Source organism: Nocardia sp. CA-107356 (assembly GCF_050946365.1).
GTDB lineage: Bacteria > Actinomycetota > Actinomycetes > Mycobacteriales > Mycobacteriaceae > Nocardia.
Map to the genome: position 1 here is coordinate 3,314,289 of NZ_CP191992.1, position 25,436 is coordinate 3,339,724.

At 66.8% G+C, this 25,436-nt stretch carries 26 protein-coding genes; 15 read left to right on the top strand and 11 right to left on the bottom strand.

The features are described from left to right. Positions 1-657 (bottom strand): response regulator, encoded by a 657-nt coding sequence (locus ACQP1G_RS14805; RefSeq protein WP_433203820.1) that lies wholly within the window; start codon positions 655-657, stop codon positions 1-3. A 40-nt stretch (positions 658-697) separates the two neighbouring features. Next, entirely contained in the window at positions 698-1,906 is a 1,209-nt protein-coding gene (locus ACQP1G_RS14810; RefSeq protein WP_433203823.1) for a sensor histidine kinase, read from the bottom strand. A gap of 286 nt (positions 1,907-2,192) precedes the next feature. Here ACQP1G_RS14810 and ACQP1G_RS14815 point away from each other — a divergent pair, with 286 nt between their 5' ends. From ACQP1G_RS14815 to ACQP1G_RS14825, 3 genes are read left to right on the top strand one after another with little or no spacing between them, the layout of a single operon-like run. Further along, a complete protein-coding gene (locus tag ACQP1G_RS14815; RefSeq protein ID WP_433203826.1) occupies positions 2,193-2,426 on the top strand; it encodes a hypothetical protein in 234 nt (77 codons plus the stop codon). Positions 2,427-2,436: 10 nt separating this feature from the next. Beyond that, positions 2,437-2,919, top strand: a complete 483-nt coding sequence (locus ACQP1G_RS14820) for a cation:proton antiporter regulatory subunit (protein WP_433203829.1) — start codon at positions 2,437-2,439, stop codon at positions 2,917-2,919. Between the two features lie 4 nt (positions 2,920-2,923). Then, positions 2,924-4,108: a cation:proton antiporter gene (locus ACQP1G_RS14825; RefSeq protein ID WP_433203832.1), complete on the top strand. Its 1,185-nt coding sequence runs from the start codon at positions 2,924-2,926 to the stop codon at positions 4,106-4,108. Here ACQP1G_RS14825 and ACQP1G_RS14830 read toward each other — a convergent pair. After that, positions 4,010-4,954 (bottom strand): rhomboid-like protein, encoded by a 945-nt coding sequence (locus ACQP1G_RS14830; RefSeq protein ID WP_433203835.1) that lies wholly within the window; start codon positions 4,952-4,954, stop codon positions 4,010-4,012. The two genes, ACQP1G_RS14825 and ACQP1G_RS14830, sit on opposite strands and share 99 nt — an antisense overlap. A 291-nt stretch (positions 4,955-5,245) precedes the next feature. Between ACQP1G_RS14830 and ACQP1G_RS14835 the strand changes: the two genes are divergently transcribed. The 3 genes from ACQP1G_RS14835 (at position 5,246) to ACQP1G_RS14845 (ending at position 8,796) form a co-directional block, all read left to right on the top strand. Then, positions 5,246-6,679 (top strand): ethanolamine ammonia-lyase subunit EutB, encoded by a 1,434-nt coding sequence (locus ACQP1G_RS14835; protein WP_433203838.1) that lies wholly within the window; start codon positions 5,246-5,248, stop codon positions 6,677-6,679. After that, positions 6,676-7,575 (top strand): ethanolamine ammonia-lyase subunit EutC, encoded by a 900-nt coding sequence (gene eutC, locus ACQP1G_RS14840; RefSeq protein WP_433203841.1) that lies wholly within the window; start codon positions 6,676-6,678, stop codon positions 7,573-7,575. The genes ACQP1G_RS14835 and eutC overlap by 4 nt, the downstream gene beginning before the upstream one ends. Positions 7,576-8,019: 444 nt before the next feature. Further along, a complete protein-coding gene (locus ACQP1G_RS14845; protein ID WP_433203844.1) occupies positions 8,020-8,796 on the top strand; it encodes an MHYT domain-containing protein in 777 nt (258 codons plus the stop codon). A 25-nt stretch (positions 8,797-8,821) separates the two neighbouring features. Here ACQP1G_RS14845 and ACQP1G_RS14850 read toward each other — a convergent pair whose 3' ends face one another. The 3 genes from ACQP1G_RS14850 to ppgK all read right to left on the bottom strand — a co-directional run bounded on the left by ACQP1G_RS14850 (position 8,822) and on the right by ppgK (position 12,444). After that, the gene (locus ACQP1G_RS14850; RefSeq protein ID WP_433203847.1) at positions 8,822-9,673 is read right to left on the bottom strand and encodes an MHYT domain-containing protein; all 852 of its coding nucleotides are present in this window, start codon (positions 9,671-9,673) and stop codon (positions 8,822-8,824) included. 429 nt (positions 9,674-10,102) lie between these two features. After that, positions 10,103-11,467 carry an RNA polymerase sigma factor gene (locus tag ACQP1G_RS14855; RefSeq protein ID WP_433203850.1) on the bottom strand — a complete coding sequence of 455 codons (1,365 nt, stop codon included), beginning with the start codon at positions 11,465-11,467 and terminating at the stop codon, positions 10,103-10,105. 218 nt (positions 11,468-11,685) lie between these two features. Beyond that, a complete protein-coding gene (gene ppgK, locus ACQP1G_RS14860) occupies positions 11,686-12,444 on the bottom strand; it encodes a polyphosphate--glucose phosphotransferase (protein ID WP_433203853.1) in 759 nt (252 codons plus the stop codon). 179 nt (positions 12,445-12,623) lie between these two features. Here ppgK and ACQP1G_RS14865 point away from each other — a divergent pair, with 179 nt between their 5' ends. Further along, on the top strand, positions 12,624-13,529 hold the full coding sequence (locus tag ACQP1G_RS14865) for an inositol monophosphatase family protein (protein WP_433203856.1): 906 nt from the start codon (positions 12,624-12,626) through the stop codon (positions 13,527-13,529). 75 nt (positions 13,530-13,604) lie between these two features. On the opposite strand, the gene cei is transcribed toward ACQP1G_RS14865, so the two are convergent. Further along, positions 13,605-14,285: an envelope integrity protein Cei gene (gene cei, locus ACQP1G_RS14870; RefSeq protein WP_433203859.1), complete on the bottom strand. Its 681-nt coding sequence runs from the start codon at positions 14,283-14,285 to the stop codon at positions 13,605-13,607. A 418-nt stretch (positions 14,286-14,703) separates the two neighbouring features. Here cei and ACQP1G_RS14875 point away from each other — a divergent pair, with 418 nt between their 5' ends. Further along, on the top strand, positions 14,704-15,006 hold the full coding sequence (locus ACQP1G_RS14875) for a DUF4193 domain-containing protein (protein ID WP_433203862.1): 303 nt from the start codon (positions 14,704-14,706) through the stop codon (positions 15,004-15,006). A 66-nt stretch (positions 15,007-15,072) separates the two neighbouring features. Here ACQP1G_RS14875 and ACQP1G_RS14880 read toward each other — a convergent pair whose 3' ends face one another. Continuing rightward, on the bottom strand, positions 15,073-15,552 hold the full coding sequence (locus ACQP1G_RS14880) for a DUF3093 domain-containing protein (protein ID WP_433203865.1): 480 nt from the start codon (positions 15,550-15,552) through the stop codon (positions 15,073-15,075). A 159-nt stretch (positions 15,553-15,711) separates the two neighbouring features. Between ACQP1G_RS14880 and dut the strand changes: the two genes are divergently transcribed. Both dut and ACQP1G_RS14890 read left to right on the top strand, forming a co-directional pair. Continuing rightward, the gene (gene dut, locus ACQP1G_RS14885; protein ID WP_433203868.1) at positions 15,712-16,209 is read left to right on the top strand and encodes a dUTP diphosphatase; all 498 of its coding nucleotides are present in this window, start codon (positions 15,712-15,714) and stop codon (positions 16,207-16,209) included. A 5-nt stretch (positions 16,210-16,214) separates the two neighbouring features. Continuing rightward, positions 16,215-17,237 (top strand): DUF3710 domain-containing protein, encoded by a 1,023-nt coding sequence (locus tag ACQP1G_RS14890; protein ID WP_433203871.1) that lies wholly within the window; start codon positions 16,215-16,217, stop codon positions 17,235-17,237. A gap of 81 nt (positions 17,238-17,318) precedes the next feature. Here the strand turns inward: ACQP1G_RS14890 and ACQP1G_RS14895 are convergent, their stop codons facing one another. Beyond that, on the bottom strand, positions 17,319-18,047 hold the full coding sequence (locus ACQP1G_RS14895) for an alpha/beta fold hydrolase (protein ID WP_433203874.1): 729 nt from the start codon (positions 18,045-18,047) through the stop codon (positions 17,319-17,321). A gap of 130 nt (positions 18,048-18,177) precedes the next feature. On the opposite strand from ACQP1G_RS14895, the gene ACQP1G_RS14900 reads away from it, so the two are divergent. The 3 genes from ACQP1G_RS14900 to ACQP1G_RS14910 all read left to right on the top strand — a co-directional run bounded on the left by ACQP1G_RS14900 (position 18,178) and on the right by ACQP1G_RS14910 (position 20,090). Continuing rightward, positions 18,178-18,555, top strand: a complete 378-nt coding sequence (locus ACQP1G_RS14900; protein WP_433203877.1) for an OB-fold nucleic acid binding domain-containing protein — start codon at positions 18,178-18,180, stop codon at positions 18,553-18,555. Between the two features lie 3 nt (positions 18,556-18,558). Beyond that, a complete protein-coding gene (locus ACQP1G_RS14905; protein ID WP_433203880.1) occupies positions 18,559-19,305 on the top strand; it encodes a DUF3159 domain-containing protein in 747 nt (248 codons plus the stop codon). A gap of 149 nt (positions 19,306-19,454) precedes the next feature. After that, positions 19,455-20,090 (top strand): sigma-70 family RNA polymerase sigma factor, encoded by a 636-nt coding sequence (locus ACQP1G_RS14910; protein ID WP_433203883.1) that lies wholly within the window; start codon positions 19,455-19,457, stop codon positions 20,088-20,090. Positions 20,091-20,128: 38 nt separating this feature from the next. On the opposite strand, the gene ACQP1G_RS14915 is transcribed toward ACQP1G_RS14910, so the two are convergent. Together ACQP1G_RS14915 and ACQP1G_RS14920 are read right to left on the bottom strand one after the other, a co-directional pair. Beyond that, entirely contained in the window at positions 20,129-20,800 is a 672-nt protein-coding gene (locus tag ACQP1G_RS14915; RefSeq protein WP_433203886.1) for a potassium channel family protein, read from the bottom strand. 2 nt (positions 20,801-20,802) lie between these two features. Continuing rightward, the gene (locus ACQP1G_RS14920; protein WP_433203889.1) at positions 20,803-21,468 is read right to left on the bottom strand and encodes a potassium channel family protein; all 666 of its coding nucleotides are present in this window, start codon (positions 21,466-21,468) and stop codon (positions 20,803-20,805) included. Between the two features lie 237 nt (positions 21,469-21,705). Here ACQP1G_RS14920 and ACQP1G_RS14925 point away from each other — a divergent pair, with 237 nt between their 5' ends. Together ACQP1G_RS14925 and ACQP1G_RS14930 are read left to right on the top strand one after the other, a co-directional pair. Then, on the top strand, positions 21,706-23,694 hold the full coding sequence (locus ACQP1G_RS14925) for an APC family permease (protein WP_433203892.1): 1,989 nt from the start codon (positions 21,706-21,708) through the stop codon (positions 23,692-23,694). Next, positions 23,691-25,292, top strand: a complete 1,602-nt coding sequence (locus ACQP1G_RS14930; protein WP_433203895.1) for a class I SAM-dependent RNA methyltransferase — start codon at positions 23,691-23,693, stop codon at positions 25,290-25,292. Before ACQP1G_RS14925 ends, ACQP1G_RS14930 begins: the two co-directional genes overlap by 4 nt. Positions 25,293-25,436: the final 144 nt, after the last annotated feature.

Below are 25,436 nucleotides of genomic sequence, written 5' to 3' on the forward strand. Positions count from 1 at the left end.
CTACCGATCCCTGGCCTCGCGCGCCACGATGGCGGCCTGAACCCGGGATCGCACACCGAGTTTGGTGAGAACCCGCGACACATGTGTTTTGACTGTTGTCTCGCCGATGAACAGCCGTGCGGCGATCTGCGCATTGGACAGGCCATCGCCGAGACAGTCGAGCACCTCGCGCTCGCGTTCGGTGAGATCGTCCAGGCCGTCCGGTGCTGGCTCGCTGTGCGCGGTATCGGTCGAGGCGAACGCGTTGATCACTGCGGCGGTCACCTCCGGCGCGAGTACGCCGTCGCCGGCGGCCACCGCGCGCACCGCATCGACAAGTGCCTGTCCCGATGCTGATTTCAACACGAAGCCCGACGCACCCGCGCGCAATGTGCGAAAGACGTATTCGTCCAGATCGAAGGTGGTCAGGATGAGCACCCTGGCCAGGCCGTCGGCGGTGATGCGGCCGGTGGCGGTGATGCCGTCGACGCCGGGCATGCGGACATCCATCAGCACCACGTCCGGGCGCAGCACTTTGGCCTGTGCCACCGCGATATCGCCGTCGGCGGCCTCACCGACCACCTCGAAGCCCTCGGCGGTTTCCAGGATGATGCGCAGGCCGGCTCGGATCGCGCCGTGATCGTCGGCAATCAGCACGCGGATCGGCCCACCCGTCACCCGGCCACCACCCTCATCGAATCGCTGCGCGATGGCGCCCTCATGGTGCCTCCATCGTCGAGATCGGGAGCCGGGCAAGTACTTCCCAGCCGCCCGCAGCCGGTCTCGCGGTGAAGGTGCCGCCCAGGACTGCGGCCCGCTCGCGCATATTCATCAGTCCACGATGGCCCATATCGTGCTCGTCGGTCCGATTGCGTACCGGCACGGTGGGATTGCGTACCGCGACGGCCAGAGCCGTTGCCTCCGCGTGCACATCGATGTCGACCTCCTGTCCCGGGGCATGTTTCATGGCATTCGTGAGTGCTTCCTGGACGATTCGGTAGGCGGCCTGGTCGACCGCACTCGGCAGCGGTGTCCCGTTCAGCGAATCCCGTACGCGCACGATGATTCCGGCCGCGCGGGCCGCGTCGACCAGAATAGGCAGCTGGGCCAGTTTGCGTGGTGCCGCCACATCGTCCTCGGCGCCGTCGTCGCGGCGCAGCAGACCGATCATGGTGCGCATCTCCTGTAGTGCGCTGACACTGTTGGACCGGATCGAGGAAAGGATCCCGGCGACAGCGGGATCGCCTTCCGGCACTGCCTGCCTGGCCAGCACGCCCAGTGCCGCCTCGGACTGGATCGCGATGGCGGACAGATGCCCCGCGATCACATCGTGCAGATCCCGGGCCATCGTCTTGCGTTCATCGGCGATGGCGGCGCGCCGATCCAGTTCGGCGACCAATGTCATCGCTTGTGCGCGTTTGCGTTCGGCCTCCGCGATCTCCTTGTGCCCGCGCAACGACAGTGCCCACCATAGTGGCGTCGCGACGAATGCGAACAGGGCCGCGATGGTGATCACCGCGATTCGCCAGTCACCGAGCACCAGGGCCAGCACGGTCAGCGCGGCCGAGAGCACCCCGCACACCACGACCACGAACCGCGAACGCGCGGGTGTGGCATACAGCACACCCGCATAGATCAGGTCCGAATAGATGAGCCAGATCGGCACCGACGGGCCGAGTACGAAATCGATCGCGAACGGGACCAGCCCGACACCGACCGCCAATAGCGGCGCGCGACGCCGCAGGAAGCTCGCCACGCAGATCAACGCCAGCACCCCGAACCGCGTCGGCAGCGACGGGTGGCGGCTGAGGTCGCTGGCCATCTCGAACAGGCCGGCTACATAGAGCCCGGCACCGAGTGCGAACGCGAAGGCGGCGACCAGCGCATCCTGCGCGGTCGCCGACAAAGCCTCCCACTGCCGCCGCATCGACACATCACAGCACATACCGCGGCGTCCCGGATCAGTCGAAGGAAGGAGGTGCGGTCGATCCGATGACCGACGTGATCAGCACCGCTCCACGGGAGGCTGACCACGTGATTCTGCTACTGCCCCTGATCGGTCTGGCGCCGGTCGACAGCACGAGCATCGGCACGCTGATCGTGCCGGTGTAGCTGTTGCTCGCGCCGGATCGCCCGCCCGCACGGCGACAGTTGATCTATCTCACGGCGATCGCGGTGTTCTACGGGGACTGCTCGCGGGTTACTGCGGGGTCATGGTCGCGCCCGCGCTGGCGCTGATCGCCGCGCGGACGATGTGGCACGCCAGGATCGAACCGCTGCTGGTGCGGGTCGACCGGTTCCTGTCCAAGCATGCCGACAGTGCGACGGGCTGGGCGCTGGCGATCGCCGGCATTGTGTTGGCTCGCCGTAGCGACTGCTTGCAGGTCGCTCGAAAGGGTCGACGCGATCGCGGGGCTCATGGGCGGTTAGCCGCTTTTGCCGGTTAGGGTGGAGGGTGTGAACGTCGATGTCACCGCCCTACCCGGGATCGGGGTACGCAAAGACTTCCAGCTGCGATCGGGCCGACGGATCGGCGTTGTCGATCATCGCGACGGCGGTATCGATCTCATCGTCTCCAAACCCGACGATCCGGATGCCTGTGCGGCCCAGGTGCCGCTGACAGCGGACGAGGCCTCGGTGCTGGCGAACCTGCTCGGCGCACCGCAGTTGGTCGCGAAGTTACGCGAGGACCACCGCGACCTACCCGGGATCACCACCCGCCAACTCCCCATCGGCGAGGATTCGCCGTACGAGGGCCGCACCCTCGGCGAGACCGGAATGCGCACGCGCACCAAGACTTCCATCGTCGCCGTGATGCGCGCGGGGCAGTTGCACCCCTCGCCGGGACCGGATTTCACCTTTACCGCCGATGACATACTCGTGGTCGTCGGGACGCCCGACGGTCTGGACGCGGCCTCGAAGATCCTGACGCACGGGTGAGAGCGTGAACGAAACCGCGCTCGCCCTCATCGAGCTCGGGGCGGTGCTGTTCGCCCTCGGCATGCTCGGGAGAGTGGCGGCACGCTTCGGTATGTCGCCGATTCCGCTATACCTGCTCGGCGGGCTGGCATTCGGCCAGGGCGGATTCGTCGAACTGGGCGCCGCGAACGAATTCGGGCATATCGCAGGCGAAATCGGCGTTGTGCTGCTGTTGTTGTTGCTCGGACTGGAATACACCGCGGCCGAATTGGTGACCGGACTGCGCCGCTCGTGGGCCGCGGGGCTGGTCGATATCGTCGCGAACGCGACGCCCGGCGCGGTGGTCGCGCTGATACTCGGCTGGGGGATGACCGGAGCCATCACCCTGGCCGGAGTCACCTATATCTCGTCCTCGGGCATCGTCGCCAAGGTGCTCAATGATCTCGGGCGGCTCGGCAACCGGGAAACCCCGGTGATCCTGTCGATTCTGGTCTTCGAGGATCTCGCGATGGCGATGTATCTGCCGATCCTCACCGCGATCCTGGCGGGTACGAGTTTCCTGAGCGGGCTCACCGTCCTCGGACTCGCCTTGGCCACCGTCACCGTCGTGCTCGTCGTGGCATTGCGGTACGGCAGGTACGTCTCGGCGATCGTGGACAGTGCCGACCGCGAGGTATTCCTGTTGAAGCTGCTCGGTGCCGCGCTACTGGTGGCCGGACTGGCCTCGGCGCTGAACGTTTCGGCGGCGGTCGGCGCATTCCTGCTCGGCATCGCGATCTCCGGCTCGACCGCGCGCGAGGCGACGAAACTCCTGGAACCGATCCGGGATCTGTTCGCGGCCATCTTCTTCGTGGCCTTCGGACTGAGCACCGACCCGCAGGCGATTCCGCCGGTGCTCGGCTGGGCGATCCTGCTCGCCGTGGTCACCGTGGTGACCAAGGTCGCGACCGGCTGGTGGGCGGCGAGTCGACAGGGCATCCGCCGGATGGGCCGGGCACGAGCGGGTGCCGCACTGGTCGCGCACGGTGAATTCTCCATCGTCATAGCGGGTTTGGCGGTGGGAATGGGCGCGGTCGACGGTGAACTCGCCGCGCTCGCCTCGGCCTATGTGCTATCGATGGCGGTGCTCGGCCCGATCGCGGCCCGCGTCGTCGAACCGGTCATCGGCACGGTGCAGCGCCGCCTCAGCCCGGCCACCAGTACCGGATAGTGGCTGGGGCGCAACCTCGTCGACAGTCGCGTCGTCAGCCGCCGCTGAGATCCGAGTCGTCGCAGCCGAGTTCGCCGGAACCCGTGTCGCCGCTGCGGAACTCGCGTCGCGTGCGGCGCGCCGACGTTCGACACGGCGCCAGAATGTCGAGGCCACCAACCCGACCGCCAAACCGATCAGGGCCGCGCACATATGCCCGTAATCGGTGAACGTCGGACCGATCAAGAGCGCCGAGGCGAGGAAGATGATGATGACCGCTGCCCACACCACGCGGACCACACCGCGGAAGTGAAAGGCCATGGCGGCCAATACCGCGGTGAACCCGTAACTGGTGCCGACATCCGCCGCGTACTGCACGCGCACCGGAATGATGTGGCGGTCGATGGCGTGATCGATCGCGGTGACGGTGAGCAGCGTCGCGCCGATATGTCCGGTGGCGAACAGCAGAATCCAGCGACTGGTGCCGAGCCAGCGTTCGGCGAAGCCCATCACCACCAGAATCTCGGCGATGGTGATCCAGGGAAACTGGCCTTGGGTCCAGAACGCCGATGCCACCAGCACCTGGATCGGGTTGTGCTGCATGTTGTAGAGGTTGGTCGAGGCCGAAAAGATCAGCCTGCGTTCCACCGAATCACCTACTCCGCGCAGCGTCCACCAGGTGACGAACAAGGTGAACGCGTAGGCGGTGCTGGCCGGTGCGCCGGATAGGTGCTGGCGTAGTTCGGGCAGCAGTCTGCGCGCGAGCCCGGGACGACGGGCCCACGTCCAGACCGCGCGGAGTTCATCGCGGAGGTCGACGGTCCGCGTCCATGGCGAGTGGATCCGGTGCAAAGTGGGGGCAACCACATGCACAAGTCTGCCGGGCGCGGGGCCGTCATGTCCGCAGACCCGCCAAGTCTGTGTCCTGGCTCACCTGACCTGGTTGTTCCGACGTAACGCCGATTCACATCCGGGCAACATTGGCTCCGAAGAATTGGTCTGCCGACCAAAAGGTCGGCGGGCAGGAGCGCGCAGCAAATATGACGATCGACGAGGTGCGGATCACCGCACCCACCGGGGGCGACTATCCGCCACCGTCTGGTCGCGAACTCGCTGGATGAGGAATTCGCCGTGCTCGCGCGCGGAGGAGGAACTGGAATGACCCGCTACACGCAGGACCTCGGTGGCACCAGGTATGTCTTCGACGGGTTGGTCGAACTGCTGGCGAAGGCGACGCCGCTACGCAGCGGCGACGAATTGGCGGGGTGTGCGGCGGTTTCCGATGCCGAGCGGGCCGCGGCGCAGTGGGCGCTGGCCGAGGTGGCGCTGACCGCATTCCTGCACGATCCGGTCGTACCGTACGAGACCGACGAGGTCACCCGGCTGATCATCGACTCTCACGATCGCGTTGCGTTCCAGCCGATTTCGCATCTCACCGTCGGCGGACTGCGGGACTGGCTGCTCGCCGTCGCGGCGGGCGATCCCGCGGTCTGCGGATTGCATAGTCCCGCAGACGTTTTGGGTGCGGTGGCCTCGGGTCTGACACCGGAAATGGTCGCGGCGGTGAGCAAGATCATGCGCAATCAAGATCTGATCGTGGTCTCCCGCGCCGCCGTGGTGACCGCTGGATTCCGCACGACCATGGGCCTGCCGGGGCGATTGGCGACGCGGCTGCAGCCCAATCATCCCACCGACGATCCGCGAGGTATCGCCGCGGCGGTGCTCGATGGTCTGCTGCTCGGCTGTGGTGACGCGGTGATCGGCATCAATCCGGCCACCGATTCTCCGCAGGCGACCGCGGATCTGCTGCACCTGCTCGACGAGGTGCGCACCCGCTTCGATATTCCGGCGCAGTCGTGCGTGCTCTCGCATGTGACCACCACGCTCGGACTCATCGAGACCGGAGCTCCGGTGGATCTGGTCTTCCAGTCGGTCGCGGGCACCGAGGGGGCGAATGCCGGTTTCGGCGTGCATATCTCGCTGCTGCGCGAGGCCAATGAGGCAGGTAGGTCGCTCGGGCGCGGCACGGTCGGCGATAACGTGATGTACCTGGAAACCGGTCAGGGCTCGGCACTGTCGGCGGGCGCGCATCTCGGCGTCGGCGGCAAACCGGTGGACCAGCAGACCCTGGAGGCCCGCGCCTATGCGGTGGCGCGGGATCTGGACCCATTGCTGGTCAATACAGTCGTCGGCTTCATCGGCCCGGAGTACCTCTACGACGGCAAACAGATCATCCGCGCTGGCCTGGAGGACCATTTCTGCGGCAAACTGCTCGGTCTGCCGATGGGTGTCGATGTCTGCTATACCAACCACGCCGAGGCCGATCAGGACGATATGGACACCCTGCTCACGCTGCTCGGCGCGGCGGGTGTCGCCTTCGTCATCGCAGTACCCGGCGCCGACGATGTGATGCTCGGCTATCAGAGCCTGAGCTTCCATGACGCGTTGTACGCCCGGCGCGTATTGGGCCTACGTCCGGCACCGGAGTTCGAACAATGGCTGTCGGGGCTCGGGATGATCGACGACACCGGTCGGGTACTTCCGGTCGAACCGCTGTCCTCCCCATTGCGCGCACTGGCAAGCACCCGATGAACGCCGGGCCCTCGCGCTCGGCCGCACCGGATCGCGCCGAGTCGGATGCTGCCGCGGCCGCTCCGGGCGCGGGCGCGGCTCTCGCAAGCGGCTCCGTCATTGCGGAACATCCTGCGGTGCAGGGGTTCTGGGCGGAGTTGCGGCGGACGACCCAGGCCAGGATCGGGCTCGGGCGGACGGGTGATGCGCTGCCGACGGCCCGGGTGCTGGAGTTTCGGGCCGCGCATGCGGCGGCGCGTGATGCGGTGCATACGCCGTTGGAGGTGAACGGATTGGCCGCGCGGATCGCGGCGGTCGGTTTGGGGGCCGCGGTTCATGTGCGCAGCCGGGCGCGCGATCGGGCGGAATATCTGCGACGGCCGGATCTGGGGCGATTGCCGGAATCCGGTGCGGTGCAGGGGGAGTCGTTGATGAAGGTGTCGCGAGGTGGCGCGGAGATCGGGTTCGTGCTCGCGGACGGGCTCTCGCCGCGCGCGCTCACCGATCACGGTCCCGCACTGCTCGCGGCCCTCGTCGAGGAGTTGGCACCCCGGTACTCGATCGCGCCGCCGGTGATCGCAACCCAGGCCAGGGTGGCGCTCGGCGACCACATCGCCCAGGCCATGGGCGTCGCGACGGTGGTGGTGCTGATCGGGGAGCGACCGGGCCTATCGGTGGCCGACAGCCTCGGCATCTATCTCACCCACCTACCTCGACCGGGCTGTACCGATGCCGATCGGAACTGCGTTTCCAACATCCACCCGCCGGAGGGGCTCGACTACCGGCAGGCGGCGAAAGTGGCGGCGGGCCTGGTCTCCGGTGCCCGTGTGCTCGGCAGATCGGGTGTCGACCTGAAGGACACCTCGCGCGCCGATACCGTGAGCTCCGCCGACGTCATCGCCATTACCGCGGGCTAGAGCGTTCGCCGGTCCGCGGCAAGCCGGGCGGGATCCTGGCGGCGGTCGAGTCCGGTCGGCGAGGGCGTCGTATTCGCGCTGGGTGGTGCTGGGCCGCAACGGGACTCGGGATGCGTACCGAAATCGCGGCGATGTTCTTGCAAATGTGCGAACGCCTGGTGTCGATCGTCGAGTTCGCGAGATCCATTGTGCCCCAGCAATATCTGTGCTGATCGATTGCCAGACAGCACGGTCGGCAGGGTTCGGCGGCGGGCGACCGGGCGGTATGGCTGGCGGGCGGGCGGCTGTCGCCGGGGCAGCCGGGCGATCTCATTGATTGGATTCATCCTATGACAAATTTAGCGGACGGTAGTACTGTAAATCGCCTACCTGCTAGTTCTAATCAAGCGGGCGGGTTCGCACTGTCGCAATGACGGCTGAAGTCCGCCCAGCGAGGGAGGTCGCGTGCTGCAAATCGACCACTTCAGCCATGGGTGGCTAACGCCCGTGATCGCCTATCTGATGTCATTCACCGGATCATTGCTGGGGCTGCGCTGTATGGTGCGTGCGCGGGCCGGTAACGGCCACGCCGGGTGGCTCATCGCCGCGGCCGTCGCCATCGGTGGTACCGGTATCTGGGTCATGCATTTCATTGCCATGCTGGGCTTTTCGATCCACGGCGCGTCGATCCGCTATGACGTGCCGATCACCCTGCTCAGCGCGGTCATCGCGATGGTGGTGGTGTGGATCGGGCTATGGGTCGCGCAGCAGCCGGGATTGGGGCCGGCGGCACTGTACATCGGCGGTGCGATCACCGGTGTCGGCGTCGGCGCCATGCACTACTCCGGCATGTACGCGATGAAATCGGATGCGGTGATCGAATACGACGGGCGGATCGTGAGCGTGTCGATGGTGATCGCGGTGGTCGCCGCAACCGCGGCGTTGTGGTTCGCGTTGCACGTGCGTGGCACCCTCGCCACCATCGGTGCGGCGCTGGTCATGGGGGTTGCGGTCTGCGGCATGCACTACACGGGCATGTTCGCGATGCATGTGCAGAACGGCCAGCATATGCATCCACCCACCGGTGCGGGCGCGGCCCAGCTGCTGACTCCGCTGACAGTCGGCATCGGCATGGTGACCATGATGCTACTGCTGCACATCGGCATCACCGATGTGGACGATCCGGCCTACGACGGGGCCCACGGACCGCGTCCGGCGCGATACTGGCCGACCCGGGACTGAGTCGCCTAGCGGCATACCCGACGGATCAGCGGCGCGGCACCTCGGTCCGCGTCGGCCAATATGCGGACGCGGGCGGCATAATCTCCGGCTCGACCGGTGGCAGTGGCGGTAGTGGATCCGGCTTGGCGCGCGGTGCGATTCGCAGTGGCGGCAAGTCGATATTGCGATCGATTTCGGTCAGGCTGACGCTGATGAGCAGCAGCATGGTCACCACGCTGCTTGCCACGATCAGTGGCGCGATCAGCTCCATCGCTCCCGCGCCCTCGGGCTGGTCGGTATTCCCGGTGTGTGCGTGCATCGCCGACATTCCGGTGTAATGCATACCGCAGACGGCTACGCCCATGATCAGTGCGGCGCCGACGGTGGCGAGAAAACCCTTGACGCGCAACGTGAACCAGAGCGCCACTGTCGCCGCGACCACGGCGATAACCATCGACAGCGCAACCCGTCGCATGTCATAGCTGATCATCGCGGTGGACTTCATCGCGTACATGCCCATGTAATGCATGGACCCGACACCGATTCCGGTGACCGCACCCCCGGCCAGCAGTCCGACCAGTGACGGTTCGGGCTTGACCACGATGAACAGCCCGATCCCGACCACCGCCATCGCGGTGATCGCACTGAGCAGGGTCAGCGGAATGTCGTACCGGATCTCGGTGCCGCGGATCGAAAACCCCAGCATCGCAATGAAATGCATGACCCAGATCCCGGTGCCGCCGATGGCGACGGCCGCGCCGAGCAGCCAGCCGATCCGGTCCTTGCCGGTGCGAGCGCGGGCCGCGCATTGCAATCCGAGCAGGCATCCGGTCACCGACATGGTGTAGGCCAGTAACGGGGTCAGCAGACCGTAACTGAAATGGTAGATGTCGAGCACGCAACGTCCCCACTGCCGATGGTGGAACATCTGGCGATTGAAACAACAGCGGGTCAGACGATACGACAGCCGGAGGCGGTTTGGTGTCGAAATCTGTTTTGGCGCAGGTGGTTTCGGTCACTTTTGGGTTTGATTGAAACGTGAATTGGATAACCGTCCGGACGCTGTATCGGTTGCCGTTGCGTGGCTGGCGGATTGCGCGCTGGAATGCCGAAAAGTCCTGTTGTAGAACCAGTTCGGATCAATACCATCGAAATCGCCAACGGGCACAGTCGGATTCGACAGTAGCGGGGCCGAAGGCGAAGTGGATGCGGGCGTGGTTGCCGGTACACACACCGGCAAACGTGGACAAGTCATTTCGTGAGCGCAAACAACGAAGCGCCCGCGCTGTCAGCGCGGGCGCTTCGGAGAATCGAGCGAAAAACGAACTCAGTCGAGGTAGTCCCGAAGCACCTGCGAGCGGCTCGGGTGGCGCAGCTTGCTCATGGTCTTCGACTCGATCTGCCGGATGCGCTCACGGGTGACCCCGTACACCTGGCCGATCTCGTCGAGGGTGCGCGGCTGGCCGTCGGTGAGGCCGAAACGCAGCCGGACCACGCCCGCCTCGCGTTCGGACAGCGTCTCGAGCACCGACTGCAGCTGATCCTGCAGCAATGTGAAGCTCACCGCGTCCACCGCGACAACGGCCTCGGAGTCCTCGATGAAGTCGCCGAGCTGGCTGTCGCCCTCATCGCCGATGGTCTGATCCAGCGAAATCGGCTCACGCGCGTACTGCTGGATTTCGAGGACCTTCTCCGGCGTGATGTCCATTTCCTTGGCCAGCTCCTCCGGGGTGGGCTCGCGGCCCAGGTCCTGGAGCAGCTCGCGCTGGATGCGGCCGAGCTTGTTGATGACCTCGACCATATGCACCGGAATGCGGATGGTGCGGGCCTGGTCGGCCATGGCGCGGGTGATGGCCTGCCGGATCCACCAGGTGGCGTACGTGGAGAACTTGTAGCCCTTGGTGTAGTCGAACTTCTCGACCGCGCGGATCAGACCGAGGTTGCCCTCCTGGATCAGATCCAGGAACGCCATACCGCGGCCGGTGTAGCGCTTGGCCAGCGAGACCACCAGGCGCAGGTTGGCTTCCAGCAGGTGGTTCTTGGCGCGGTTGCCGTCGCGCACGATCCAGGTGTAATCGCGGCGCATCGCGACCGGCAGCTTCTCACCCTGTTCGGCGAATTCGCGAACCTTCTCCGCCGCATAGAGCCCGGCCTCGATCCGCTTGGCGAGTTCGACCTCCTCCTCGGCGTTGAGCAGCGCAACCTTGCCGATCTGCTTGAGGTAGGCACGCACCGAGTCGGCCGAGGCGGTGAGCTCGGCGTCCTTGCGGGCCTGGCGTAGCGCCTCGGACTCCTCCTCGTCCCAGACGAAGTCGCCGGAGGCCTTGTCCGCCGCGGTCGGCTCGTCGGCCTCGCCCTCCTCGACTTCCTCGGCGACTTCCTCGACCAGCTCCTCGGCGTCCTCGGCGAGGTCGTCTTCGGATACCTCGAGATCCTCCAGGTCCAGATCCTCGGCCTCGAGGTTCTCCTCGCCGCCCGGCTCACCGTCGGGTCCGGCCTTCTTCGGTCCGGCCTTCTTGGCGGGGCCCTTGGTCGCCTTCGCGGCGGCGGCCTTCTTGGCCGGAGCCTTCTTGGCGGCGGCCTTCTTGGCCGGAGCCTTCTTAGCGGCAGCCTTGCGGACCGGCCGTGCTTCGGTTACATCTGCGGAGTCGGCATCGGCCGATTCGGCGGTCTGACGGGTCGTGGCTACCACGTACGCCCTTTCGTGACGGTCTCGTGCGGCGTCACGCCAGAGTGGTGTTCCGGCGGAGCGGTCTGTCGGGTTTCACCGGCTGAGCGCCGGGTCTGGGGTTTCCGGCTCGCGGCCGGAGTACGTTCCATTGTAACGATCGAACCAGGGTACCTACGGCACGATCCCGACAACGGCTAATGCCGCACTGTCCGCGCGCCTCCCGGATCCGCCGATCTTCGTCATGGCGCGATGCCCGCGTCGATGGCCATCGCCGCGCCGACGATGCCAGCGGTGTTCTCCAGGTGGGCGGGGATCACCTGGGTTCGGTTGGTGAGCAACGGAATCCACTGATCGGCGTCCCGGCTGATGCCGCCACCAGCGACGAAGACCTTCGGCCAGAACAGGTTCTCCAGTCCGCTCAGTACGATGCTGACCTCGGCGGCCCACTGAACGTAGGTCAGGCCGTCGCGATCCTTGACCGAGGCCGCGGCACGGCGTTCGGTCTCCATGCCGCCGATCTCGAGATGGCCGAGTTCGGTATTGGGCACCAGCGTGCCGTGGAACAGCAGTGCCGACCCGATGCCGGTGCCGAAGGTCAGCAGCACCACAAGGCCGTCGAAATGCTTTGCCGCGCCGTAGCGATCTTCGGCGAGTCCGGCTGCATCCGCGTCGTTGAGCACGGTGACCGTGCGGCCGTCGAGCGCTTCGGAGAACAGGGCTCGCGCATCGGTGCCGATCCACCTGCTATCGATATTGGCCGCCGTTTGTGCGACGCCTTCGAGTACGACCGAGGGCAGCGTAATGCCGACCGGACCGTCCCAATCGGCCTGGGCGACCAGTTTGGCGACCGCGTCGGCGACCGCGGTCGGTGTCGAGGGGTGCGGCGTCGCGATCTTGATCCGCTCATGGACCAAGTCACCGGTGGCCAGATCCACCGCGGCGCCCTTGACCCCGCTGCCACCGATATCGATACCGAATGCGTGCCCCCGAGCGGACATGACGTTCCCTCGCTCCCTGTGCTGGCCGATGTGATGAATGCGCCGTCGCACAGAGGCCCACCCGCTGGTCCGAGCGCATGCGGTGGGTGTACCCGACGACGGCGTTGTGTCGTGCACGACAAGAGTAATGGGCGACACATGATTCCCGTTCGGCGAGGATCTGTGATGGCATGGGGGTCATGCCGGAGACCAGAGCGTCAGTTACCGCCCAGCCCACCGCCGCGGGTTCCGCGGATGCGGCCGAATTGCGCCGGATCGCGGTCCGACTCGCCGAAACCGCGGCGGCCCATGTGCGTTCGCGTCGCCCGCAGGTGTTCGGCCCCGACGGTGCGCGAGACGGGGCGGTGCGGACCAAGGGACACCCCACCGATCCCGTGACGATCGTGGACACCGAGACCGAGGACCTGATCCGGCGACTGCTCGCTGAGGCGCGCCCCGATGACCCGATTCTCGGCGAGGAAGGCGGCGGAAGTCTGGCCGATTCCGACGCGGACACCGTGCACTGGGTGGTCGACCCCATCGATGGCACCGTGAACTTCCTGTACGGAATTCCCGGTTACGCGATTTCGGTGGCCGCGATGCGCGCCGGACGATCTGTCGCGGGTGCGGTGGTGGATGTCGCGCGCGCGGCGACTTACAGCGCCGCGTCGGGTCTCGGCGCGACCAGGGTGGCCGCCGACGGCTCGGTCGACCATCTTCGATGCTCGCCGGTGCGGTCGGCCGCGATGGCGCTGGTGGCCACCGGATTCGCGTACGGCACGCACCGCAGGGCCCAGCAGGCGGCACTGGTCGCCGAGATCCTGCCGAATATCCGCGATATCCGCCGCTTCGGCGCTGCCGCCCTGGATCTGTGCTTCGTCGCCGAGGGGCGGATCGATGCGTACTACGAACACGGACTCAACGCATGGGACTGGGCGGCGGGCGCGTTGATCGCCGCGGAAGCGGGCGCGGTGCTGCGGCTGCCCGCGGCCACGAGTCCCGGCTCGGCGGGTGAGTTGGTCATTGCCGCGGCGCCGGGCGTCGCGGACGAATTGACCGAGCTATTCGACCGGGTCGGCGCGACTGTCGCGATCCCCGACGCCTGATTCGCTGCCGCAGATGCGGATCGCCCCGGTGTGCCGAAGCGACACCGGGGCGATGGAGGGTTGGTTTCGCCGGACTCAGCAGCGCGCCGTGCGTGCTGCCGAGAGCAGTTTGGGATCGATGGACGGCGACCCGCCCGGCGCCGGATTCTTCAGGGATTTCAGGACTTCCTCGGCATCCGGACTCGGCCGCAGCGACTCGCCGAACACCGAACCCAGCACCAGATCGACGGTGTCGTCGTTGCGCTGATCCTCGATCAGCTCGGCGCACGGAGCGACCAACTGGACCGATGCGGCGGCCGGTCGGCCGTTCACACCGAAGCGGATCTGGCCGGTGCAATTGAGGTCGCCATTGACATAGACCGAATCGTTACCGAATTGCTGCCCCGGCGGGCTCGTGAAGCCGAGATCACCGAGAGCGGAGGCGATGTGGGAAGCCTGACCGCTCTTGTTGTTCGCGTTCAGAACCCGCACCTTGGACGAGGCCAGCGGCGCCGGTTCGACGTCGGTCAGCCGCGACTGGCCGACCCGCTGTCCCAGCGGAGCAGGTTGGGGTGACTTGGCATCGGTGGCCGGGCTCGGCGAGTTGCACGCCATCGCGGTTCCGCTGCTGTCCTCGGTCGTCAAGGCCTTGATCCACACCACGGTGCAGATCAGGAGTAGGACGCCGACCAAGATCAACCATGGCTGGTTGCGTCGCCGGAGGAAGGGTTGTCCCTGTCTGTCCGTTGTGCTGCCTTCGGTGATGAGTGAAACCACGGGCATACTCTACGAAAGTGTCTCGGCGGCCGGGAGATGGCAGGCCGGCGGAGCCGGCCGGGGTGGGTGAATTCAGTGCCCAAGGTCTCGGCGAGTTCGAGGGTTGGTGTCGATTACCCCTCAGTTTCGAATCGTCTGTGTTTTGATTGCGACTTTTGCCGTGTCGTCCGCTATTGTCTGGCGGCCCAGATCGAATCATCCAGCCAGAAATCGGTGGTCGGTCGCGGGAACAAGCAGGGCATGTCCTGCGTTTACCGAGCGCTATCAAAGGTGGGTTCGCGCGATCCGCCCTGATAGGGGACCGGTGTACGTGTGACGTGCACCACCGGCGGGGCGGTGCTGGTCATTCCGATTCCGAGCGAATCGGTATGAGTGGCCCGGTCCGGGATATACGGAGTAAGGACGAGGGGAAGACGACATGGCAACCGACTATGACGCACCGAGGCGCACAGAAACCGACGAAGTGTCGGAGGATTCGCTGGAGGAGCTGAAGGCTCGTCGCAACGAGGCACAGTCCGCCGTCGTGGATGTCGACGAATCCGATACCGCGGAGTCGTTCGAGCTTCCCGGCGCGGACCTGTCCGAGGAAGTGCTGACGGTTCGGGTGATCCCGAAGCAGGCGGACGAGTTCACCTGTTCCAGCTGTTTCCTGGTCCATCACCGGAGCAGGCTGGCCAGCGAGAGTGGCGGTCAGCTGATCTGCATGGACTGCGCAGCCTGATCCCGGCACGAGATCTGATCTCCAGCCCGAGATCAACACATAGCCCGCGCTCGGCACACCCGGCTATCAGCCAGGTATGCCAAGCGCGGCCAGGACCCGGTCGGGCCGTCGCGTACTGACCAGCCAGTACGGCGTCGGATCGTCCGGGTCGTCGAGTACGAGTAACACCATCGGCCCCACCCATGGCCGATGCTGAACATAGGCGGCGGGGTCGAGCTGGCGGCCCAGCGCCGCACTCTTGGCGGTGGGGGCCACCGTGGCCGCCTTCGCCACGAAGTTCACCGGCAGGTGAGCGCGATCGGCGCGTAGTTCGCGGACGCCGGAGCGATCCTGGGCCACCTCGACCCGATGGCGGCTCAGCCACACCAGCACCCACACCGGCACCGGAAACAACAGCGCGTAGGGCAGCCATGCGCGTAGACCCGGTGCGCCCATATGGATTTCGGCGGCCAGCAGACCGGCGATGGCGAACGCGACCGGCCACCACCACAGCGGCACCCACAGGCGCTCGCGGTAGGGCTCGAAACCACTCTGTTGTTCGTCCATAGTCACTGGGTTGGGCTGGTCCGACACGACTCAACACTAATTCACTGAGGTCGAAGGCGTACGCGTAGGCTCGGTCAACGTGAGCGAGCGCAGCGAGCGAATGATGAACACAGCCGCAGGTGCGGTCATGACGGAGCCGAGCATCAGCGAGGCGCAGTCATGAGCGCATTTCAACCTATCCCCTTGCTGCGGCTCGATCCCGGTATTCCCATGCCCACGCGTGCCCACCACGGAGACGCGGGCGTGGACCTGTGCACCACAGAGGACGTCATCATCGAGCCGGGGGAGCGGGTGCTGGTCGGCACCGGTGTCGCCGTCGCGCTGCCGGTCGGCACGGTCGGCCTGATCCATCCGCGTTCCGGCCTGGCCGCGAAAACCGGTCTGTCCGTGGTGAATACACCGGGCACGGTGGACGCGGGGTATCGGGGCGAGATCAAGGTGTGCCTGATCAACCATGATCCGCGCACCCCGATCGAGCTGCGCCGGGGTGACCGGATCGCGCAGCTGCTGGTTCAGCGGGTCGAGCTGGTCGATTTCGTGGAGGTCGACCGACTCGACGACACCACGCGGGGTGCGGGCGGTTACGGGTCGAGCGGTGGCCACGCGAGTCTGGCCGCTGCGGCCGACGGAGCGGGCGCCCTCGGCAAGGAGGCATGACGGGAATGTTCGGAAAGAGACGCAAGTCCGGCGGACGTGAAGAGTTCGCGGAGGATCAGTACGACGACTACCCAGGCGATTACGACGCCGAATACACCGGCTACGGCCACGCGGGCTACGACGATGAGCCGATCACCGACGAGAATCCGATCGTTGATCCGATCACCGATGAGAATCCGATCGTTGATCCGATCACCGACGAGAACCCGATCGTCCCAGCCGAATACGCCGTCGCGGGCTATCACCACCAACCCGACTACTACGACGAACCCGACTACGACGAGTCCGAACTGGACGACCCCGACTACGACACCGCCGAGTCGGATATGCCCAAGTCCGGCCCGTACGACTACAGCGAAGTGGCCGAGCTGCTGGAGAATATGGCCGACCAGCGCCTGGATCTCGGATCGGTGATCCTGCCGGTCCCGCCGGGCGGTCAGCTCCAGGTCGAGATGACCCCGGACGGCACCCCGCAGGCGGTGCACCTGGCGACCGAACATGGCCGGCTTACTGTGGCGGCCTACGCCGCGCCCAAGTCGGCGGGCCAATGGCGTTCGGTGGCAGCCGATCTCGCCGAATCGCTACGCAAGGACGGTGCCAGGGTCGCGGTGGAGACCGGACCGTGGGGCCGAGAGCTGCTCGCCATCACCGAAGGTGCGGATCTGCGCTTCATCGGGGTGGACGGGCCGCGGTGGATGGTGCGGCTGGTGGCGGCGGGTCCGCAGGGCGCCGCCGATGAGGGCGGACCGCTGGTGCGGGCCGCGCGAGCCATCTTGAGTGAGACCGTGATCCGACGCGGCGACGACCCGATGCCGGTGCGCGAGCCGCTGGCCGTTGTGCTGCCACCGGAGCTGGCCGAGCAGTTGGCCGCCGCGCATCAGGCGCAGGTGGAGGCCCAGCAGCAGGCGCTGGCCGCACAGCAGGCCGTCGCCCAGGCCGGACCACAGCCCGTCATTCCGCCGAGCATGCCGAATGAACCCCGGCGTGGCGCGGACGGTTCCGCTATGCAGCAGCTCGGGCTGAATTAGCCCACGCCCGACCGCAATTCGTCGCCCCAGCCTCAGCGCTGGGGCTTCGTGGTCTCTCGACGAGCCGACGGAGCCGAGTTGTCAGGCGCAGGGGTAGAACACGGCGATCCCGGAGCGCCCGAGAATCGCTGGGTCCGCGCCGAGCTCGTCGAGAGTGATCCGGATCAGCTCGGAGCGTGGGATCAGCTGGGCCCATTCCTCGGCGACCGCCAGCGGGTGCACCGGATCGTCGATCGCCGTGACGATCGCGACCGGCACCTCGATGGTGCCGAGTCGTTCGGTGCCGGGCCACTTGTAGTCGGCGGCCTCCTGCAAGGCGTCGGGCAGCCGCGGCCATTGCGAGCGCCAGGATCGGGTAAGCGCGTCGGCGAGCCAGCCCGGGCTGCTCGCGCGCATCCGCTCGACGACCGCGTCGAGACCGTCCGCACGCAGCTGGGCCGCGGTAGCCGCGGCGCTGAGCGTGGCCGGGCAGGCCGCGGTGTCCGGTCCGGTCCAGGCCGGTAGCGCCGCCACCACGCCTATTGCTGCCCCGGGGTGCTCACCCGCCCACTCGAGCGCGACCGCCGCGCCCAGGGAGATGCCAGCGGCCAGTACGGGACCACGCAGGGCGGCGGCGTCGAGCGCGGCTCGGTAGCTGGCAACCACGGCGCGCGGATCGGGTTCGACGGCGATGCATTCGATTCCGCGTGCCGCACAGGCCGGTCCGAAGGCGCGGCGTGCGAAGTCGGCATCCGATCCGGTTCCCGGCAACGCCACGGCGATCGGGTCGCGGCCGCGGTTGTCCGGCGCGAAGTGTGGGGAGTCGAACACCGGTCCGAGCGTAGCGGGGGGAGGGTTGCCCATCTACAGTGGCGGGTATACGGCCTACAGCCGGTCGTTACCGGAACAACCACGACGGCGTGCGACCCACGTCGTCTTGCTCCAAGCAGGAGAGCGTCACATGTCATCAGCCGCCTCAGGTTATTTTCGCCGTCTGAGCCGCCGGCTGACCGAGGACATCGATCAGTTGGACGCCGAGGAACTCGCCGAATCGGCCGATGCGTCGGGTGCGTGCCGGGCTTCGGAGTGCCGTCGCGGTGACGAGGCCACGATGCTCGGACGACTACGCAGTGTCGAAGCGTGTCCGAAGTCCGTCGGCGCCAGTGTTCAGGCAGAATTCTTCGATGGCACCGATGCCATCAGTCTGGTGTGGATCGGTCGTCGGCGGATCCCGGGTATCGAACCGGGCCGCAAGATCCTCGTTCGCGGTCGAGTCGGTGACCGCGATGGTCGTAAGGTGATCTACAACCCCTACTACGAATTGCGTGAGAACAGCTGACGTATGCCATCGAGCAACGAGAACGCCGCCGAGATCCGCGCCACGAGCCAGACCGGAGGGCGTAAGTCGGTCGACCCCTCCGAGGCCGTCGATCTCCCTGTCGACGCCGAAACCGACGTCGAGATCGAAGAGGCCGAACAGACCCTGCTCGAGCAGTTGGGTGGTTTCAGCGGCCTGATCTACTCGACCCTGCCGGTGCTCGTCTTCGTGCCCGTGAACACCTTCGCCGGGCTGACCGTGGCGATCTGGTCGGCGCTCGGTGTCGCCGCCGCGATTCTGGTGTGGCGTCTGGTGCGGCGCAGTCCGATCCAGCCCGCGATCTCCGGCTTCCTCGGGGTCGGCATCTGCGCATTAATCGCCTACCGGATGGGTGAGGCGAAGGGTTTCTTCCTGTTCGGCATCTACACCAGCCTGGTTTACGCGGGAGTGTTCCTGGTGTCGATGTTCGTGCGCTGGCCACTGGTCGGCGTCATCTGGGGTGTGCTCAACGGTCACGGTTCCGATTGGCGCTCCGATCGGCGCGTTATCCGCCTCTACGACCTCGCGACCACCACCTGGGTGGTGGTATTCGGCGCGCGCTACCTGGTGCAATCGCAGCTCTACGACACCGATCGCACCGGTTGGCTTGCCTTCGCGCGCATCGCGATGGGCTGGCCGCTGACCGCGGTCGCGCTGGCCGTCACCGTGTGGGCGGTGCGACGTGCCGGACACCTGCCCGTACGCCGCGGGACTGCCGCCGGAGCGGCCTAGAAAAAGCCCGCCCCATTTCGTCGGGGTGTTAACAAATCGCCGCCGGAGGTGGGGGAGTACCCACCCTGGGGTGCCTGGTTGGGCGATCGAGTTCATCAGACGATCAGTGCAAGCAAAAAGAGCACGATCGGCGAGGAAGGACTCGGACGTTGGCTACCGAGCACAGCATTGCGACACTGTCGAAGAAACAAGCCCACCACAGCCCGGCCATGTCGGAGAGCCGTCGGGTATCGGCCGAACTGGATAAGTTGATCGGCCCGGCGGCCGCGGGCGACCGGGCGGCCGTCTCCGAGATCGTTCGGCTGGTACATCCGCTGGTGCGCCGGTATTGCGGTGCGCGCCTTGGCAATACCGCTCATCTGCACGTCACGGCCGACGATGTGGTGCAGGAAATCCTGCTGGCCACCGTCAACGCCGTTCCGCGCTACCGGGATCAGGGCAAGTCGTTCCTGGCCTTCGTCTACGGCATCGCGGCCAATAAGGTGGCCGACGCGTTCCGGCGCTCACAGCTGCACCCGATGTATCCGGTCGACGAGGTCCCCGATATGGCATCGCCCGCGGCCGGCCCGGAGGAGTGGGCGATTGCGTCCGAACGTAGCGCCGCCACCAGGGAATTGATGAAGATCCTCGCGCCCGCGCATCGCGAGGTGCTGGTGATGCGGATCGTGCTGGGCTGGACCGCGGCGCAGACCGCTGAGGCCATCGGCACCAGTCCGGGTGTGGTTCGCGTGATGCAGCATCGCGCGCTGAACAAGTTGCGGGCCGAGCTCGCGGCCGCGTCCTGAGGCAGGGCGGGCGCTGACCGATCAGCCTTGTCGGGGTGTCAGGGTTTGATGCCGTGCGTGGCCAGCGCCACCCGCAGGTCCTCCTCGGCCTCGACGGAGGTCACGAACAACAGCTCGTCCTCGCCCTCGAACGGGTCGTCGGGCTGCGGCACGATCACCCGGCCGCCGCGCAGGATCGTCACCAGGGCGGCGTCGCGCGGCAGGGTGAGTGTGCGGACCGGCTTACCCGCCAGCGCGGTGTCGGTGGGCAGGGTGATCTCGACCAGATTCGCCTGACCCTGTCGCAGCGTCATCAGGCGCACCAGATCGCCGACCGAAACGGCCTCCTCCACCAGCGAGGCGAGCAGCCGCGGCGTCGACACCGCGACATCGACACCCCAGGCCGCGTCGAAGAGCCATTCGTTGCGCGGGTCGTTGACCCTGGCCACCACCCGCCGCACACCGAATTCGGTCTTGGCCAACAGACTGTGCACCAGATTCGCCTTATCGTCACCGGTGGCGGCGATGACGACCTCGTAGGTCTCCAATCCGGCATCCTCGAGCAGTGCGAGCTCACACGCGTCGGCATGCACCCAGATGGCATCCGGGATGGCGGCGGGGTCGATATGGTCGAGCTGGCGCTCGAGCAGCATCACCCGATGTCCACCGCGCAATAGCTCCCTGGCTATCGAGCGGCCGACGGCACCGGCTCCGGCGATCGCCACTTTCATGTTCAGTCCTCGCTTGCTGGGGGCTTACCGGCCAAGGCGACGGCCTCGCCGACGGAGCCGGAGGTCGCGGCCACATAGACGATGTCGTCGGCTTGGACCACGGTCTTGCTCTCGGGCAGCAGGCCCTGGCCGAACCGGATGATGAACGCGACCCGGGTGCCGGTGGTCCGCTCCAGATCGCGCACAGTACGGCCGTACCAGTCCTCGTGCAGTGTCAGCTGGGCCACCGCGACGGTGCCAGTCGGATCGCGCCAGGTGGTGGTGCCGCCTTCGCCGATCAGGTTGGTGAGGAAGCGGTCGGTGGTCCAGGGCACGGTGGCAATGGTCGGAATGCCGAGGCGCTCGTAGACGGCGGCGCGTTTGGCGTCGTAGATGCGCGCGACCACGCGCTGCACGCCGAACATTTCGCGGGCCACCCGCGCCGAGATGATGTTGGAGTTGTCTCCGGAGGAGACCGCGGCGAAGGCGTCGGCACGTTCGATTCCGGCGCGGGTCAGCACATCCCGGTCGAAGCCGACGCCGATCACCCGCTCGCCGGGGAAGTCCTCGCCGAGGCGCAGGAACGCGCTCTGGTCCCGATCGATCACGGTGACCTCATGGCCGACCCGGACCAGGGCGCGTGCCAGCGACGAGCCGACTCGTCCGCAACCCATGATCACTACGTACACCGCAACCTCGCTCCTGGAAACTGTGTTCAATCGGCGGCACATGCAGGCCCGACGTGGTTCGGCAAGCTACCGGGCCCCGAGCTCGCGCCGCAGGGCGTTCGGTTTGCTTGTCGCTCCGGTCGAACCGTACCCGCCAGATGTTTCCATGCCCCAACTTCCCCCTCCTCGCGCCGACCAAACATACGACGCGGCCATCCGGGGCAGCGATCCACCCTGGGGGGATCTATGCTCGCTCCAGTGTCCAAGTTGACGACGGCAGCCAAACGTGTGCTGCTGGGCAGGCCTTTCCGTAGCGATGCGCTGGGCCATACCCTGCTGCCGAAGCGGATCGCGCTCCCGGTGTTCGCCTCCGACGCGATGTCCTCTGTGGCGTACGCGCCGGAAGAAATCTTCCTCGTGCTTTCGGTGGCCGGTATCTCGGCGTATGTCTACGCGCCCTGGGTCGGTCTGGCCGTCGCGTTCGTGATGGCGGTGGTGGTCGCCAGCTACCGGCAGAATGTGCACGCCTATCCCTCCGGTGGCGGTGACTACGAGGTGGCCACCACCAACCTCGGGCCCAACGCCGGACTCACGGTCGGCAGTGCGCTGCTGGTGGACTATGTGCTCACGGTGGCGGTGTCTATCTCCTCGGCGGCGTCGAATATCGGGTCCGCGATTCCGTTCGTGGCCACGCACAAGGTGTTGTTCGCCGTGGTCGCCATCGTCGTGCTGACATCGATCAATCTGCGCGGCATCCGGGAATCCGGTGTCGCCTTCGCGATTCCGACCTATGCCTTCATCTTCGGCATGTTCGCGATGCTCGGGTGGGGACTGTTGCGCATCTTCGTGCTCGGTGACGACCTGCGGGCCGAATCAGCGGGCTTCCAGCTCAACGCCGAGGACGAGCACCTCTACGGACTCGCGTTCGCCTTCCTCATCGCGCGATCGTTCTCCTCCGGCTGTGCCGCGCTGACCGGTGTCGAGGCGATCAGCAATGGTGTGCCCGCCTTCCGGAAACCCAAGTCGCGCAATGCCGCGACCACGCTGCTGATGCTCGGTAGTATCGCGATCGCGCTGTTGATGGGCATCATCATCCTGGCCCAGAAGATCGGGATCGTGTACGCGCACAACGAATCCGAACTTGTCGGCGCGCCCGCGGACTATCACCAGAAGACGCTGATCGCGCAGTTGGCCGAGACCGTCTTCCACGGGTTCCCGATCGGGTTCTACTTCATCACCACGGTGACCGCGCTGATCCTGGTGCTCGCGGCGAATACCGCATTCAACGGGTTCCCGGTGCTGGGTTCGATTCTGGCGCAGGACCGTTACCTGCCCCGGCAGTTGCATACCCGTGGCGACCGGCTGGCGTTCAGCAACGGCATTCTGTTCCTGTCCGGTGCGGCTGTCGGGTTCGTTGTGGTGTTCGGGGCCGAGGTGACCAAGCTCATCCAGCTCTACATCGTCGGCGTGTTCGTCTCGTTCGTGCTCAGCCAGACCGGCATGCTGCGGCACTGGACCCGGTTGCTGCGCACCGAGACCGATCCCGCGCAGCGGGCCAGGATGAAGCGCTCGCGGGTGATCAACGCGATCGGGCTGAGCGCGACCGGGACGGTGCTGGTCATCGTGCTCATCACGAAGTTCTTCGCCGGTGCCTGGATCGCGATCTGCACCATGGTGGCGATCTTCGTTGTGATGAAACTCATTCGTCGGCACTACGATTCGGTGTCCCGCGAGCTCGATGAGCACGAGTGGGACGGGGTGCTGCCGAGTCGCTCGCATTCGATCGTGCTGGTGTCCAAACTGCATCTGCCGACGCGTCGGGCGCTGGCCTACGCTCGTGCCACCCGTCCCGACACCTTGGAGGCGGTGACGGTGAACGTCGACGAGGCCGATACCAGGGCGCTGGTGCGGGAGTGGGAGCGCAGTGATATCAGCGTGCCGCTCAAGGTGATCGAATCGCCCTATCGAGAAATCACCAAGCCGGTACTGGATTACGTCAAGCGGGTGCGCCGGGATTCGCCGCGCGATGTGGTGACCGTATTCATTCCGGAATACGTCGTCGGGCACTGGTGGGAGCAGATTCTGCACAACCAGAGCGCCTTGCGGCTCAAGGGCCGGCTGCTCTTCGAGCCCGGTGTGATGGTGACGAGCGTGCCGTGGCAGCTGACGTCGTCCGCGAAGGCCAGGCAGGCGGGTGTGGTGAACGCGCCGGGTGCGGTGCGGCGTGGGTACGAGGACCAAGGGTGACCGACTGGCGCGGAACAACTTTCCAGGTGCGGCTGGGGCCGCCCGGGCACGGCGGATTCTGTGTCGCCCGGCATGAGGGCCGGGTTGTCTTCGTGCGCCACGGGCTGCCCGATGAACTGGTTCGGCTGCGGGTCACCGAGGACCGCGGTGGTTCGTTCTGTCGGGCCGATGCGATCGAGATCCTGGAGGCATCCCCGGACCGCATCCCCGCCACCTGCCCGGTCTCCGGTCCTGGCGGCGCGGGCTGTTGCGATTTCTCCTTCGCCACCCCGGCGGCCCAGCGTGCGCTGAAGGCGGCGGTGGTCGCCGAACAGTTGCGCCGCATCGCCGGAATCGAGCGCGATATCACGGTGCGGCCGATCGCCGGATACCCCGCCGACAGCACCGGCGGCTGGCGCACTCGCGTCCGGCTGGCCGTCGACGGCAACGGCCACGCCGGGGTCCACGGCTATCGCAGCACCGGGGTGATCACCGATCTGCGTTGCCCCCAACCTGTTTCGGGTGCGATGGACGGCATCGGTGACCGATTGTGGACTCCCGGCGCGGATCTGGTGATTGCGGTGGACGGCGACGGGATGCGGCATATCGTCGAGCTGGCACCGTCGGCGGTGGCCGGTCGTGCCGAGCGCGGTGGTGAACGGCCCGCGGCGCGCGGCGAAGATCGGCGCGGTGGACGTGGTGCGAACCGGCGTGCGGGTGCGTCCGATCGGGATCACCGGGGCGGGCGCAGCGGTGCGGGCCGCGGCCGGGACGGGCGTCGTGGTCGTGCCGATCGCGGCGGTGACCCGCAGTGGCGGCGCATCGATGATCGCGACGTCGGCCGTGATCGGCCCGGGGGTGATGATCGCGGCGGGGCAGGCCGAGATCATCGCGATGACGATCGAAGCAGTGGTCGCGGTCGTGCGCGTGATATCGGCGATCACGAGGCCGATCAGCTCGGCTCGACGGGACACGAAGGGGATCGGCGGCGGGCATCGGCCCGGCGGGCGGCGGCGCATGCGGCTCGGGACGAGTGGGTGCACGGGGGCAGTGGGCGGACGGTCGAGTATGTGGCCGGGCGGCGGTGGGAGCTGTCCGCGACCGGGTTCTGGCAGGCACATCACGGTGCGGCGCAATGCTATTCGGATCTGGTCGCAGAGTGGGCCGGGCTGGGCTACGGGGAGCGGGCCTGGGATCTTTACAGCGGCGTCGGGGTGTTCGCGGCCCGGCTCGCCGACCAGGTCGGTCCGACCGGCTCGGTGCTCGCGGTGGAATCGGCGCGGTCCGCGGTGGCCGACGGCAACGCCGCCCTGCGGGATCTGCCGTGGCTGGACCTGCGGGCCCGGCGCGTCGAGCACTGGCTGGCCGACCACGCGAGCAGCGTCGCTCCGGACGTCGTCGTCCTGGATCCGCCGCGCGCGGGTGCGGGCAAGGACGTCGTCACCGCGGTGGCGACAAGCGGCCCGGCCCGCATCATCCACGTCGGTTGCGACCCAGCCTCTTTCGCTCGCGACCTCGGTCTCTACCAGGCGGCCGGGTACCATCTCGCGGATCTGCGTGCCTTCGACGCCTTCCCCGCCACCCATCACGTCGAATGCCTCGCCCTCCTGGAACGCTGAGCATCGTCGCGCCCTGGTTCATCCCTGGAGCGGCTGCGGCTGATCCGGTGTGGTGGTCCAGGTGCGGGGAGGGCTGATCGAGCGCAGCGGGAAGCGGGTGAACAGTACGGTCGCCATGCCAGTGGCCGGTTCCCTCGATCGCCT

Excerpts from the sequence above, each read along its gene's own strand:
- eutC (WP_433203841.1), top strand. The coding sequence starts at position 6,676 with ATGAACGCCGGGCCCTCGCGCTCGGCCGCACCGGATCGCGCCGAGTCG.
- ACQP1G_RS14865 (WP_433203856.1), top strand. The coding sequence starts at position 12,624 with ATGCCGGAGACCAGAGCGTCAGTTACCGCCCAGCCCACCGCCGCGGGT.
- ACQP1G_RS14900 (WP_433203877.1), top strand. The coding sequence starts at position 18,178 with ATGTCATCAGCCGCCTCAGGTTATTTTCGCCGTCTGAGCCGCCGGCTG.
- ACQP1G_RS14905 (WP_433203880.1), top strand. The coding sequence starts at position 18,559 with ATGCCATCGAGCAACGAGAACGCCGCCGAGATCCGCGCCACGAGCCAG.
- ACQP1G_RS14815 (WP_433203826.1), top strand. The coding sequence starts at position 2,193 with ATGGTCGCGCCCGCGCTGGCGCTGATCGCCGCGCGGACGATGTGGCAC.
- ACQP1G_RS14880 (WP_433203865.1), bottom strand. The coding sequence starts at position 15,552 with ATGGACGAACAACAGAGTGGTTTCGAGCCCTACCGCGAGCGCCTGTGG.
- dut (WP_433203868.1), top strand. The coding sequence starts at position 15,712 with ATGAGCGCATTTCAACCTATCCCCTTGCTGCGGCTCGATCCCGGTATT.
- ACQP1G_RS14890 (WP_433203871.1), top strand. The coding sequence starts at position 16,215 with ATGTTCGGAAAGAGACGCAAGTCCGGCGGACGTGAAGAGTTCGCGGAG.
- ACQP1G_RS14835 (WP_433203838.1), top strand. The coding sequence starts at position 5,246 with ATGACCCGCTACACGCAGGACCTCGGTGGCACCAGGTATGTCTTCGAC.
- ACQP1G_RS14810 (WP_433203823.1), bottom strand. The coding sequence starts at position 1,906 with ATGCGGCGGCAGTGGGAGGCTTTGTCGGCGACCGCGCAGGATGCGCTG.
- ppgK (WP_433203853.1), bottom strand. The coding sequence starts at position 12,444 with ATGTCCGCTCGGGGGCACGCATTCGGTATCGATATCGGTGGCAGCGGG.
- ACQP1G_RS14875 (WP_433203862.1), top strand. The coding sequence starts at position 14,704 with ATGGCAACCGACTATGACGCACCGAGGCGCACAGAAACCGACGAAGTG.
- ACQP1G_RS14915 (WP_433203886.1), bottom strand. The coding sequence starts at position 20,800 with ATGAAAGTGGCGATCGCCGGAGCCGGTGCCGTCGGCCGCTCGATAGCC.